The organism is Sporolactobacillus laevolacticus DSM 442, assembly GCF_000497245.1.
Taxonomy (GTDB): Bacteria; Bacillota; Bacilli; order Bacillales; family Sporolactobacillaceae; genus Sporolactobacillus; species Sporolactobacillus laevolacticus.
In genome coordinates this window covers 435,460-449,450 of the sequence record NZ_AWTC01000001.1, presented here as the reverse complement: position 1 = coordinate 449,450, position 13,991 = coordinate 435,460, and the positions used below count along the sequence as shown (strand labels likewise).

Genomic DNA, 13,991 nt, shown 5'->3' with positions numbered 1-13,991 from the left:
CACTTAGACATTAGCTACCCGTAGGTTTAATTACAACGATCAGTGGATACACTAATATGAAAAAATTCCATGGAGTTTGAAAATGCCTGATTTATTAGATATTATCGTCAGAACAAGTGTAGCCTTTTTTGTGCTAATGATTATTGCTCATGTACTTGGGAAACAGATGATTTCACAAATGACCTATCATGATTTTATTGCGGCCATTACGTTAGGTTCGATTACAGCAAATATGGCTTTTAATCTTCAAATAAAGTTAGTGTATATGCTAACTGCTATCATTGTTTTTAGCTTAATTACCTTACTTCTCACACTAGTCGCTTTGAAAAACAGAGCGTCCAGAAAATGGATTTCCGGTGATCCTACAGTAATCATAGAAAACGGAAAGATACTCGAAAGTAATCTTAAGACATTAAAATATACCATGGACTCTCTAAATCAGGCACTCAGAGAGAAAGATATATTTAACATTGAAGAGGTTGAATACGCTATTTTAGAATCAGATGGACATTTATCCGTGTTAAAAAAGACGCCCTATCAAAATATAATTAAAAAGGATTTAGTTAATATGACATCACCACCAAAAGAAAAGTTCCCCGTAGAGCTAATCATGGATGGAAAGGTCATCGAAAAAAACTTAAAACAAAACGCACTTACCAATGAATGGTTATATCAGGAATTAGATAAAAGAAAATTATCGTTAAAAGACGTTTTTTATGCAGTTAAAGGAACAAACAATCAATTAGTTTTTGATTTATACGACGATAAACTATCTTCACCTATTGATATACAATGAGCATTTTAATGCCTTCATTATGGAATGCTCATGAATGGGAGAAAAATACCCGCATTCGGCAGTGCAGAACCTAATGATAATTAGGTGATTCGTGATTATTGGAAAGAATTATTTCATAACAAAAAGGCATCCGTTTTCGATGCCCTTTTCACTTTATGTACTAATTTTTAAAATCTAGTTATAAGCCCTTCACAATTTTGATTACTTCGGATGGTTCTGTTCGATTTCTATAATCTGAATCCACATGGGCAAAGACAATCGTTCCGTGCTGATCAATAACAAATGTGGCCGGTTTTGGAAGTTCCCATGTATTATTGCCGTTATGCGCCGGTACATCCAATCCGGATTGTTTGTACAAATCAATCAAATAATCCTGTAACTTAAAGACAAGATCATAGTGATGTGCGACTTTTCCACCCACGTCACTCAAAACAGTAAATTCCAATTCGTCCTTTTTCTTAGTGGTTAAGGAAGCGTCTGGTGTCTGTGGACTAACCGCGATCAGCTTTGCACCGGCTTCTCTAATCTCGGGCAATGCTCTCTGATAAGCCCTGAGTTCAAGGTTACAGTACGGGCACCACCCGCCACGATAAAACGTCAGAATGACCGGACTTTTTGTCAGTGTTTCAGACAGTGAAACAATTTTACCTGTCGCATCCGGAAGCGTAAAGTTCGGCGCATGATCGCCAGTTTTAAGCCCTTGTGCAACGCCGGATGCTTCCAATTCCTTTATTGCCTGAGCATAGAGTTTCTGCTTTTCAAGTGATGCTTTCTTATTAAACGAGGACTTATATTCGTTGATATCATCAACTAATGTAGCCATTTATTTGTATCCTCCCAGATCGTAATAATTAATAAATCTATAATACATAAAATCATAGTGGATTTCTAATGATTAAGTATTTTTTCGTGCAAAAAAAAAATCCGCAATTCGATGCGGATTCAATCAAAAAAAGTGAATTGGGGTTAGGGTTATTCATATTATTGCCACATTTTTGAGTTTCAAAACATAAAATACAAAAATATTAATGGTCAATCAGATTTAATTTTTTTCATTAATCGAAGAATTGAAAGCGTTTTTATTGTATAATAATGTTTAAAAACATGGATAGTCGTTCATATTAGAGTTATGTGATCAATCATTCATTCATTCATCAAAAGCATTCGGGAGAACTTGCTGCTTACTAAGCTCATATTCGAGCTAGACATTATCGTGTTGAAAGGAGGAAGGGTTGTTCGAAAAGCCAAACAATGTAACCGTTTACTTTTCGTCAATTCCGTACATTCATGAATCATATTAATTTGTTGAGAAGAGCGGTTGAAAATCGAAAAAAGTATTTGATCCACGTCTTAAAACAAAATTTTGTGACGAGGGAGTCCGACCGTTTGAATGAATGGACGCTTTCCGAACTTGAACACGAATGGAAACGATATCAAAAGGAACGCAATGAAGATATCGGTTGAATTTACATGAGTTAAAAGGCAAAGAGAAAAAAATTTGGTAAAATAGGTTTGGAAATCCGCAAAAGCGGATGGTGTTGCGGAGGTGAGGATCGGTTGGAAGAGTTTCAGACGTTTCATGATTTCTACGGAAATAGGGTGACATTAGCACTTTCTTCTTCGCCATTCTCAGAACGACCGAAACATGTATGGGTTGTCTGCCGTTTTCATCGGCAATGGCTGCTTACTCTCCATTCCAGACGAGGTCTTGAGTTCCCAGGCGGGAAAGTGGAGGAAGGCGAACGCGCGGAAGATGCGGCCAGAAGAGAAGTTTTCGAAGAGACGGGGGCTCGCATTGCCCACCTTTATTTTATTGGTCAATATCAGGTTGATGGAAGAAACGAGAAGATTGTTAAGAATATTTATTATGCGGAAATCGACCAGATTGTTTTAAAGCCAGATTACATGGAAACAGATGGACCGAGGTTTGTCAGCAATTTACCGGAAACCATAAGAGAAAAGAAACAATACAGTTTCTTAATGAAAGATCAAGTGCTGGCTAGATCGATGCGAGCAATTCGACAGCAACAATGGATTCCTGTGTCTGAGCTATCCGTCTAACTGATGGTGCCGCCACAAAAACAGGCTTCCCACTTTAATGGGAAGCCTGTTATCTTTTTTTTCTGTTCTGTTATTGGATCGTGTTGATCAACGCGACATTCGCTCCCGTTCCGCGAGCTTTCTTGCGCGGGTATTGCTGTGGTATCCCGCCTGGCTCGCTAAATGCATAGAGCCTTTTTAAAGACCTGTTGGTCCGGCGCTGTGAATCGTTTCAGGCACTTCTGAGAAACGCTTAAAATTATTCTTAAATTGTTCAGCCAGCTCCTTTGCCTGTCTTTCATAGTTCGCTTTGTTCGACCATGTCTGCCAAGGCATGAGTACCTGATCGGGAACTCCAGGACAGGACTTCGGGATATGGAGTCCAAAAATGGGATCGGTATAGGTGTCCTGTCGATCTAGCCGGCCATCTAAAGCGGCCTGGATTATATGCCTTGTATAGGAGAGGTCCATCCGTTTTCCGATGCCATACGGGCCGCCGGTCCAACCGGTGTTAACAAGAAAAGCGCTTACATTATTTTCTTTGATAAAATGTCCTAAAAGCTTAGCATATTTGACTGCCGGAAGCGGCATGAACGGAGCACCAAAGCAGGTGGAAAAAGTAGCTTCAGGATCAACAACGCCTCGTTCTGTTCCGGCAAGCTTGCTCGTGTAACCGGAAAGAAAATGGTACATTGCTTGTTCTGGTGTAAGCCGACTGATCGGAGGCAGAACGCCGAACGCGTCGGCCGTCAGAAAAATAATTGCGCTCGGGTGGCCTCCGGTACTTGGAATAAGAGCACCGGCAACATGGCTCATAGGATAGGCAGCACGGGCGTTTTCAGTTAAAACTCCGTTATCATAATCGGGTTTGCGGCTTTCTTTTATAACAGCAACATTTTCAAGTACTGCTCCAAATCGTATACTGTCATAAATCTGCGGTTCCTTTTCCTGAGACAGCTTGAAGGTTTTGGCATAACAGCCCCCTTCAATATTAAACACGCCATTCTTTGACCAACCATGCTCATCATCGCCAATTAGACAACGTTCAGGTGTATTGGAAAGAGTCGTCTTACCGGTTCCGGAAAGTCCGAAGAATAAGGCGACTTGTCCGTCACTGCCCTGGTTAGCCGAACAATGCATCGGCATGATGCCATTCTGTGGAAGCATGTAATTCATGATTGTGAAAATGGCTTTTTTAATTTCCCCACTGTATTCAGTACCGCCAATCAGGACGACGCGATGTGCCATGGAAATAATGATAAAAGCCTCGGAGTTTGTACCGTCAATTATTGGATCCGCTTTGAATCCAGGCGCTGAAAACACGGTAAATGCTGCCTTGTGGTGTTTCAGTTCGAATGCTGACGGTTTGATAAATAATTGGGTGCAAAAAAGATTCTGCCAGGCATACTCATTCACAACTTGAATCGCAAGCCTATGTTCCAGATCGCTCCCCGCAAATCCTTTAAAAACATAGTTGACGCTTTTTTCACTTAAATAGTTCACTAGTTTTTGATAAAGGTTTAAAAATGTTGATTCGCTAACTGACTGATTTCGGTTCCAATCCACTTTCTCTTTTGTCAGGGCATCTTTCACAAAGAATTTGTCTTTTGGCGATCTTCCTGTGTATTTTCCGGTAGTCACGGCTAAAGCACCGGTTTCTGTGAGAACGCCTTCATTTTTTCTCACCGCATGTTCAATAAGTTCCGGTACAGATAGGTTAGTTAATGTATTTCCTGCTTCGAGCAATTCAGAGATGGGTGTTTCTGAAAATATTTGATTCATGATAACAACCCTTTCTTCAATAAATTGTTCACTCATTCAATACTGTATAGCACAATTTTGTAAATGTAACCTACTAATATTTTAATCATGATTCAACGATTTCACAACATGAAATAATTTTTGTTTACGGTGTGAAAAGAAGGTATATTAAATGTACCATTCGTTGACAGTTTTAATTCCCTGCGGTATGATGGGTTTTATATACGGCTGCTCTTATTCCGAGTAGGCAGAGGGACAGGCCCGATGAAGCCCGGCAACCGGTCGAATAGCGGCACGGTGCTAACCTGCAGAGAAAAGGGAAGGTTACGCTCTTTCTTCTGATAATAAGAGGCGCGCGATAAGAATCGGCCTATCCTTAATTTGGAGCGGGCTTTTTTCATGCCTTGAAAACAAAAGCAGAGGGATCGAGTACCGTTGACACCATTTTGTATATAATGTTTGAAAGGCAGGGTGAAGAAAAATGACGAAGAAGTATTCAAGACGATTGTTCACTTCCGAATCGGTAACAGAAGGTCATCCGGATAAGATCTGCGACCAGATTTCAGATGCTATTCTTGATGAAATCCTAAAAGGAGATCCAAATGCCAGGGTGGCTTGTGAAACAGTGGTCAACACTGGACTTGTCCTAGTGACAGGTGAAATCTCGACCTCCACTTATGTGGATATACCGAAAGTCGTTCGCCAGACGATTCAGGATATTGGCTACGACAATGCGAAATACGGATTTGATGCATCAAACTGCGCGATCCTGACCTCAATCGAAGAGCAGTCAGCGGACATCGCACAAGGTGTCGACAAGGCACTTGAAGCGCGAGAGGGAACAATGACCGATGATCAGATTGAAGCGATTGGTGCGGGTGACCAAGGGCTCATGTTTGGCTTTGCTGTTAACGAGACACCTGAACTAATGCCACTTCCCGTTTCACTTGCGCACAAACTGGCAAAGAGGTTGGCGGATGTCCGTAAAGACAAGACCATTAGTTATCTCCGTCCGGACGGAAAAACTCAGGTAACGGTTGAATACGATGAACAAGGCCATCCGGAACGTATCGATACGATTGTTATTTCGGCTCAGCATGATCCTGATGTTACGGAGTCGCAAATCAAGAAGGATCTTCATGAATTTGTGATTAAGCCAACTGTTCCGGCAGGACTAATCGATAATAAGACGAAATTCTTCATTAATCCAACCGGCCGATTTGTCATTGGCGGACCACAAGGGGATGCGGGACTTACCGGAAGAAAAATCATTGTAGACACATATGGCGGCTATGCTCGTCATGGCGGCGGTGCATTCTCAGGAAAAGATGCGACAAAGGTAGACCGTTCAGCATCGTACGCGGCAAGATATGTTGCAAAAAATATCGTGGCAGCGAAACTGGCTGAGAAATGTGAAGTTCAATTGGCCTATGCGATCGGTGTTGCTCAGCCTGTATCCATTTCCGTCGATACATTCGGCACAGGCAAAGCCAGCGAAGAACAGCTTGTTCAATTAATTCGTCATAATTTTGATCTCAGGCCAGCCGGCATCATCAACATGCTGGACCTACGCAAACCGATCTATCGCCAGACAGCAGCATACGGGCACTTTGGCCGAACAGATATTGAGTTGCCGTGGGAGAAGACAGATAAGGCAGACTTGCTGAAGCAACAGATTCTCTCTGGTTCTCAAGCAAATTAAAAATGTTTTATTAAAATCGTTTTTCTTGCTCATAGGGCATTGAAAAGCGATTTTTTTAGTGTCCGAGATCGCATAAGTGTACGCGTCGTTTGCTATAATAAGTCATGTTAGAGTAAAAGACGGACGTTTGAAATAATGGGGTATTTCGATGCCTTAAGCGGCTATAATGGGAGGTATGTCAATGACAGTGCCATCAAGACCGATCAAACTAATGGCTCAAATTTACAGGAAAGTGCTTCCCTGTGTGCATAGCGAACTTGAGAAATGGAAACAGAAAGCGCTTGAAATTCCTGATCCGGAATTGCGTCGGCAAGCGCTGGCGAGTATAGAGACCAAGACTTTTCATTGTGAAGGCGGAGCGATTTACAGTCTTTTAGCTGGTGAACACTTACAGGAAGTAGTCTCTTTTATCGTCGCCTATCAGACAATCAGTGATTACCTGGACAATTTATGTGATCGAAGTGTGTCATTAGATCCGGCCGATTTTCGCTGCCTTCATCAGTCGATGATGAAGGCGCTGACCCCAGGTGCGGCAGCTGATGATTATTACAAGCTTCGTGAAAACCGCGCGGATGGAGGCTATCTTCAGGGGCTCGTATCGACGTGTCAGCATGTGCTGGCTCAATTGCCGGCGTTCCAGATCATCCAACCGGCTCTTCATGAGCTGGCCGGATTTTATTGCGATCTTCAGGTGTACAAGCATGTAAAGAAGGATCAGCGCGTCCCAAGACTTATCGCTTGGTTTAAAAAAAATAAAGCTCATCTCCCTGAGATGAGCTGGTATGAGTTTGCCGCATGCTCTGGTTCAACACTGGGCATCTTCTGCATCGTTTCTTATGCGGCTTCACGTGGCGATGAAATGGCGCAGCTTGTTAACCGGATCAAAGACAGTTATTTTCCATGGGTACAGGGACTGCACATCTTGATGGATTATTTCATCGATCAGGAGGAGGACCGAGTTGAAGGCGATCTGAATTTCTGTTTCTACTATCGTAATGAGGAAGAAATGATCAATCGCTTTAAACATTTCATTGAAGAGGCAGATACGGCGATTGAACATATGCCCGACAAAAATTTTCACAAGATGATTAATCGCGGCCTTCTTGGTGTCTATCTAGCTGATCAAAAAGTGGCCAGGCAGCGCAATGTTCGTGTGCTTGCCAGAAAATTAATTACCAGATCAGGTGGAAGCGGCCTGTTTTTCTTTATCAATGGCTGGCTGTATCGCCGAATCAGACAAAGCATTTAAGTTTATATTGGTCGTCGGACTGATGGTTGTGCATACTTTCCTTGCCAGCTGTCCCGTCTCGCCAGTTCGTCATCTATGGCGTCAAGTACTTCCCATTTGTTGAGGCTCCACATTGGGCCGATCATCAGGTCGGCCGGACCGTCTCCTGTTAATCTATGGATCACCATCTCCGGGGGAAGGATTTCCAACTGGTCGCAGACAAGATTGACGTAAGTATTGAAATCAAGGAACTGAAGCAGTCCCTTCTCGTACTGCTTCACCATTGCTGTCTTTTTCAGCAAATGAAGGAGATGAATCTTGATACCTTGAACATCGAGATCGGCAACTGCTTTAGCGGTTTGCAGCATCATTTCCGGTGTCTCACGCGGCAAGCCGTCAATAATATGGACACAGACGGGAATCTGGTGGCGACGAAGTTTTTCTACACCTTCCAAAAAGCAATCGAAATCATGGGCGCGGTTGATCAGGCGTCCGGTTTCATCATGAACGGTTTGCAAGCCAAGTTCCAGCCAGAGAAACGTTCGGTTATTTAGTTCGGCGAGATAGTCGACCACATCGTCGGGCAGGCAGTCGGGGCGAGTTGCAATAGAGAGTCCAACGACACCTTCCTGCTCAAGGATTACTTCATAACTCTCCCGAAGCACGTCAACTGGCGCGTATGTATTCGTAAACGCCTGAAAATAACCGAGATATTTGTCCGCATGCGGCCATTTCGTTTTCATCTGTTTTTTGATCGTGTTGAATTGTGTGATGAGGTCGTCTCGACGGTTGCCTGCAAAGTCTCCTGAACCTTTTTGACTGCAGAATGTGCATCCGCCCCAGGCGACTTTGCCGTCACGGTTAGGACAGTCGAATCCGCCGTCAAGCGGCACTTTAAAAACCTTGCTTCCAAACTTTCTCCTGAGATAGGAATTCCAGGAATAATATCTTTTATCCGGTCCAAAATGAACCGGCCATTTTTGTTCCGTCATTACGAGGCTCCTTTCATTAACCTATCGCACATTCTAGCAAACATTACACAAAACATAAAGAAGTTGATTCTGAGTAGGATGAGTTGGTTCGGATTCCCTTACTATGAAATTAAAAATAGTAATAATAAGGTGAATCAAGGTTTGTAAATTGATTTTAGAATACAGCAAGGAGGCAGCAGATTGAGTACGGTAAAATTGGCGTCAAAGAGATTGCTCCTAAAGGCTTTATCACTTAATGAACTAGTACATATCAACAATGGTGAAATGAATAGTTCTGAACTTCATATTGAGCCTGAAGCAATGTCTGATACTGCACTACTGGCAATAGCGAAGAAGATTAAGAAGATGCAGGGCGTGCATGAAGATAATCATAATTGGTACACTTATTGGTTGATTATTGATAAGAAAACTGAAAAAGGAATCGGTTTTATCGGTTTTAAAGGATTACCGGATGAAAATGGATATTCAGAGGTTGGATACAGTATTTCACCTAATTATAGAAAAAAAGGACTCATGACAGAAGCCTTGAGAACATTGATGGTGTGGGCTAGTGAACCCCCAAGCTGCAAAGCTATTGTTGCAAATGTTCTCAAAACCAATATAGGTTCGATTAAAGTGTTGAGCAATTGCACATTCCAGTTAGTAAATTCTAATGAACTAGAGAACAGTTATTTACATAATTTTTGATCGATAAAACTCAATAGAATGTATATATTTATGTATAGATGTTAAAAACTGAGGTGCGAATAGATTCGTTTCGCCTATATTCTGGTTTTTCTAATCAGAAAAACGCCTTTTTGGTCGGATCGAGTTGACATCTCATAGTATTATCAATAAAATGGAAACACAACCTTATTAACAAGATGACATTGACGGGGAAAAGTAGCTTGTTATCCGTTCTCAGAGAGCCGGTGTTTGGTGGGAGTCGGTAGCGGAGAACAAGTGAACTCGCTCCTGAGTCGCTGGACGCCCTTCACTGGGCATTCTGACGTTTACCCACGTTATCGGGTATCAAGTGAGCGTATTTCGTAAGCAAACGCTAATTTGGGTGGTACCGCGGGAAATATAACTAAGTAATCAACCTCTCGTCCCTAACAACAGGTTAAGGGCGGGAGGTTTTTATATTTTTTGAAGTAAATGCTGGGTGTGAAAAGGGAGGAAATCGCCATGGCAATGGCTTTTGATCATCGGAAAATTGAAGCAAAATGGCAAAAATACTGGGATGATCATCAAACATTCAAGACAAATGATGATTCGGATAAACCAAAATATTATGTACTGGATATGTTCCCGTACCCTTCAGGAAAGGGGCTGCATGTCGGACATCCGGAAGGATATACAGCGACTGATATTATGGCACGCATGAAACGGATGCAAGGCTTTGAGGTACTGCATCCGATGGGCTGGGATGCGTTTGGGCTTCCTGCTGAACAATACGCGCTGGATACTGGTCATGATCCGGCGGATTTTACGCAAAAGAACGTTGCAACATTTAAAAGGCAAATTAAATCGCTTGGCTTTTCTTATGACTGGAATCGTGAAGTAAATACAACCGATCCAGAGTATTACAAATGGACTCAATGGATTTTCCTGCAGCTCTATAAAAAGGGCCTCGCCTATATCGCTGAAGTTCCGGTTAACTGGTGCCCTGCGTTAGGCACTGTTCTTGCAAACGAGGAAGTCATTGACGGAAAGAGCGAGCGCGGCGGTTTTCCAGTTATTCGTAAACCGATGAGACAATGGATGCTGAAAATCACAGCCTATGCGGATCGTTTACTCGATGATCTGGAAGACCTGGACTGGCCGGAAAGCATTAAAGAAATGCAGCGGCACTGGATCGGCCGATCTGAAGGTGCAGAAGTTAATTTCCAAATAGACGGTCAAGAAGGAGAAAGTGTCACGGTCTTCACTACACGTCCTGACACACTGTTTGGTGCAACCTATATGGTGCTCGCGCCTGAACACAAGCTTGTCGACAAAATTGTCTCTCCTGAACAAAAAGAAGCGGTTAATAAATATCGCGATGAAGTGGCGGCCAAAAGCGATCTTGAACGCACCGATCTTGCGAAGACAAAGACAGGAGCCTTTACAGGAGCTTATGCGATCAATCCGGTCAACGGCAAAAAAGTGCCGATCTGGATTGCTGATTATGTACTGATCACATACGGATCCGGAGCCATTATGGCCGTTCCGGGACATGATGAGCGTGACTACGAATTTGCACGGAAATTTGATCTTCCAATCATCGAAGTGGTTGCCGGTGGTGATCTTTCAAAAGAAGCGTACACTGGAGACGGCGAACATGTGAATTCCGAATTCCTGGACGGACTTGGTAAGAAAGAAGCCATTACGAAAATGATTGACTGGCTCGAAGAACATAAAGTCGGCAATCGCAAAATTACATTTCGTCTGCGCGACTGGCTATTCAGCCGCCAACGCTATTGGGGTGAACCGATTCCGATTATTCACATGGAAGATGGCACACTCAAGCCCGTTCCTGAAGAAGAGCTGCCTCTTCGTCTCCCGAAGACGGAGAACATCAAGCCGTCTGGGACCGGCGAATCGCCGCTGGCAAACGATACGGATTGGATCAATGTGATTGATGAAGAAACAGGCATGAACGGCCGCCGTGAGACGAACACAATGCCACAATGGGCAGGGAGCAGCTGGTACTTCCTCCGCTATATTGATCCGCATAATAAAGAAAAGCTGGCGGATCCTGAGAAACTGAAACGCTGGCTGTCTGTTGACCTATATGTCGGCGGGGCGGAACACGCCGTACTGCATCTGCTCTATGCGCGGTTCTGGCATAAAGCACTCTATGATCTAGGTGTTGTGCCAACAAAAGAACCATTCCAGAAATTGGTCAATCAGGGCATGATTCTTGGAACCAACCATGAAAAAATGAGCAAATCAAAAGGAAATGTTATCAATCCGGATGAAATTGTCGCTTCTCATGGTGCGGATACGCTGCGTTTGTACGAAATGTTTATGGGTCCAATTGATGCCGCAAAACCTTGGTCGGAAACAGGCATTGACGGATCGCGCCGATTCCTGGACCGCATTTGGAGACTGTTTGTGACGGCGGAAGGATTCCTATCGGATGCGGTATCAAAAGAAGCAGCAGCTGATAGCGAATTTGAAAAAGTCTATCATCAGACAGTGAAAAAAGTGACCGAGGACTTTGAGATTATGCATTTCAATACCGGAATCGCACAATTGATGACTTTTATTAACGAAGCGTACAAACAAGAACAGATTCCGGCATATATGGCAGAAGGATTCATTAAGCTCCTTTCGCCGATAGCGCCGCACATCAGTGAAGAAATCTGGTCGCTGCTCGGCCATGATCAGTCAGTTGAAAAATCAGTATGGCCTGCCTATGATGCAAGCAAACTGGTTGAAGAACAGATTGAAATCATTGTTCAAGTAAATGGCAAGATCCGTGCCCGATTCAATGTTGAAAAAGGCACGTCAAGGGATAAGCTGCAGGAAATTGCAATGAGCGAAAATAATATTAAGGAACAGCTGGAAGGCAAAGACATTAAGAAAGTAGTCGCTGTACCGGATAAACTTGTCAATATTGTAGCTAAATAATCCAGGCACCTCATAAAAACCGCTTTCGATGCGAACGCATAGAAGCGGTTTTCTTATGCCTGCGAGGAGCTTATCGTGTTGTATTAAGTAAGTTTCGATTGGGAAACATTCTGGTCGGACGACAAAATGTGACAATTCGTGTAAGAGCGGGCAAAAGGCATGCTGCATGGTTAAAATATTGTGGTAAAATACTAAGAGTTGTGGGCAACTTGCCCAATTGAAGGTTTAGGAGCGTTGACTGATGTCCGCATCAAAAATGATTCGAGGAGCGATGATCCTAACGATCGCCGCTTTTGTATCAAGATTACTCGGTATATTGTTTATCATTCCATACAATGCATTGACTGGTACTGAAGGGACCTTTCTCTATGGATTCGCCTACACACCTTATGCGATCATGCTCAGTATATCGACCATGGGGCTCCCACTTGCGGTTTCCAAATTTGTCTCCAAGTACAATGCGATGGGTGATTATCAATCTGGAAAGCGGCTTTTAAAATCTGGGTTGCTGTTAATGTCGATTACTGGAGTTATTGGTTTCCTTATCCTTTTTTTAGGGGCTCCTTATATTGCTGACATCTACGGTGTTCCTGCTGAGACATTACCGGATGTAGTGCTGGTCACACGTGTGGTCAGTATTGCCATTCTCGTTGTTCCCGTGATGAGCTTAATGCGCGGTTATTTCCAGGGCTATCAATCCATGGGTCCTACAGCTGTTTCACAGGTTGTTGAACAAATTGTGCGTATTGCTTTTATCTTAATAGGCGCATTCCTTGTCATGAAGGTATTCAGCGGTTCACCGGTGACTGCAGCAGCGCTGGCAACCTTCGCAGCGTTTGTCGGCGCAGTCGCAGGTCTTTATGTGATGCTGCATTACTGGGTGGTCAGGCGTCCTTATTTGAACAACATGCCTCAAAAGAGCAATCGGCGTTACAAAATTTCTTATTTATCCATGTATAAAGAACTGGTGACTTATGCTGTTCCCTTTGTGGCTGTTGGCATTGCCATGCAGCTGTATCAGGCGATTGATCAAGGTATGGCCTTTCATTATTTGGAGTATGGAAAACGAATAAAAGAAATTATTATTACCGACCTAACGGTGAATGATCAAAAAATGGTAATGATTCCGGTGACACTGGCAACATCCCTAGCTGTCAGTGCTGTTCCGGCGATTATCAAGTCTTATTCGATGGGCAAAATCGCTGATGTTAATGACAAGATCACACAAGCTTTTGAGCTTGTTCTGTTTTTAACCATTCCTGCTTCCATCGGTCTGTCCATTCTTGGCTACATGGTTCATGGCTTGCTCTTTGAAATTGGTCCGGAAAAACTGCAAATTGGTGGACAAGTTCTGATGTGGTATGCACCGACTGCTATTTTCTTTGCTATGTTTCAGGTGACGGCCTCTATTCTTCAGGGAATTAATCATCAGCGTGTGACATTGGTCAGCCTTGGTGTCGGTGTCCTGATTAAAATATTGCTTAATCCGGCGTTTATGAAATTTTTCGGACTGGTGGGCCCGGTAATTGCTACTGATATCGGCTACGCCGTCTGTATTCTCATTAATTTGATTGCGGTTAAACGAGCAACCGATTACCATTTTTCGATGATTGTGCAGCAATTGATCCATATCGTAGGCTATACAGTTGTTATGGGGCTGGCTATTCAGCTTGTGTTCCTGCTGTTTGGGGGCAATGTGCCAAGCAGCAGAGGTGAGGCGATGATTGTGATTATTTTGAGTGTACTCATTGGCGCAGCTGTTTATTTGGCACTCGCGAAATGGACAGGATTGCTGAGACGAGTGGTCGGGAGATTGAGAGAACAAAAAGCCAGCTAATCTCTCGGTGGTTCGCATGCTTGATTGAATGATTGTGA

The 13,991-nt window shown here is 43.2% G+C and carries 11 protein-coding genes, 1 riboswitch and 1 other annotated feature; of the genes, 8 read left to right on the top strand and 3 right to left on the bottom strand.

The window, feature by feature from the left end:
• The first annotated feature begins 82 nt into the window (after positions 1–82).
• Entirely contained in the window at positions 83–796 is a 714-nt protein-coding gene (locus P343_RS21520; protein WP_023508777.1) for a DUF421 domain-containing protein, read from the top strand.
• A gap of 178 nt (positions 797–974) precedes the next feature.
• Here the strand turns inward: P343_RS21520 and P343_RS21515 are convergent, their stop codons facing one another.
• Entirely contained in the window at positions 975–1,619 is a 645-nt protein-coding gene (locus tag P343_RS21515; protein WP_023508776.1) for a peroxiredoxin-like family protein, read from the bottom strand.
• Positions 1,620–2,083: 464 nt separating this feature from the next.
• Here P343_RS21515 and P343_RS37730 point away from each other — a divergent pair, with 464 nt between their 5' ends.
• Together P343_RS37730 and ytkD are read left to right on the top strand one after the other, a co-directional pair.
• Complete coding sequence (locus P343_RS37730) at positions 2,084–2,260, top strand: Fur-regulated basic protein FbpA (RefSeq protein ID WP_084297703.1); 177 nt, start codon at positions 2,084–2,086, stop codon at positions 2,258–2,260.
• Between the two features lie 93 nt (positions 2,261–2,353).
• Positions 2,354–2,857 (top strand): RNA deprotection pyrophosphohydrolase, encoded by a 504-nt coding sequence (gene ytkD / locus P343_RS21510; protein WP_023508775.1) that lies wholly within the window; start codon positions 2,354–2,356, stop codon positions 2,855–2,857.
• Between the two features lie 177 nt (positions 2,858–3,034).
• Here ytkD and pckA read toward each other — a convergent pair whose 3' ends face one another.
• Complete coding sequence (gene pckA / locus P343_RS21505) at positions 3,035–4,618, bottom strand: phosphoenolpyruvate carboxykinase (ATP) (RefSeq protein WP_031263563.1); 1,584 nt, start codon at positions 4,616–4,618, stop codon at positions 3,035–3,037.
• A 210-nt stretch (positions 4,619–4,828) separates the two neighbouring features.
• Positions 4,829–4,948, top strand: a riboswitch (SAM riboswitch).
• 130 nt (positions 4,949–5,078) lie between these two features.
• On the opposite strand from pckA, the gene metK reads away from it, so the two are divergent.
• A complete protein-coding gene (gene metK / locus P343_RS21500) occupies positions 5,079–6,299 on the top strand; it encodes a methionine adenosyltransferase (RefSeq protein ID WP_023508773.1) in 1,221 nt (406 codons plus the stop codon).
• Positions 6,300–6,480: 181 nt separating this feature from the next.
• Positions 6,481–7,548: a tetraprenyl-beta-curcumene synthase family protein gene (locus P343_RS21495; protein ID WP_023508772.1), complete on the top strand. Its 1,068-nt coding sequence runs from the start codon at positions 6,481–6,483 to the stop codon at positions 7,546–7,548.
• A gap of 2 nt (positions 7,549–7,550) precedes the next feature.
• Here the strand turns inward: P343_RS21495 and mnmL are convergent, their stop codons facing one another.
• The gene (mnmL, locus tag P343_RS21490) at positions 7,551–8,519 is read right to left on the bottom strand and encodes a tRNA modification radical SAM protein MnmL/YtqA (protein ID WP_023508771.1); all 969 of its coding nucleotides are present in this window, start codon (positions 8,517–8,519) and stop codon (positions 7,551–7,553) included.
• Between the two features lie 180 nt (positions 8,520–8,699).
• On the opposite strand from mnmL, the gene P343_RS21485 reads away from it, so the two are divergent.
• The 3 genes from P343_RS21485 (at position 8,700) to P343_RS21475 (ending at position 13,953) form a co-directional block, all read left to right on the top strand.
• Positions 8,700–9,206: a GNAT family N-acetyltransferase gene (locus P343_RS21485; protein ID WP_023508770.1), complete on the top strand. Its 507-nt coding sequence runs from the start codon at positions 8,700–8,702 to the stop codon at positions 9,204–9,206.
• Between the two features lie 173 nt (positions 9,207–9,379).
• Positions 9,380–9,615 (top strand) — a binding site (T-box leader).
• Between the two features lie 77 nt (positions 9,616–9,692).
• Entirely contained in the window at positions 9,693–12,116 is a 2,424-nt protein-coding gene (gene leuS, locus P343_RS21480; protein ID WP_031263562.1) for a leucine--tRNA ligase, read from the top strand.
• A 241-nt stretch (positions 12,117–12,357) separates the two neighbouring features.
• Entirely contained in the window at positions 12,358–13,953 is a 1,596-nt protein-coding gene (locus P343_RS21475) for a putative polysaccharide biosynthesis protein (RefSeq protein ID WP_023508768.1), read from the top strand.
• The last annotated feature ends 38 nt before the right edge of the window (positions 13,954–13,991 follow it).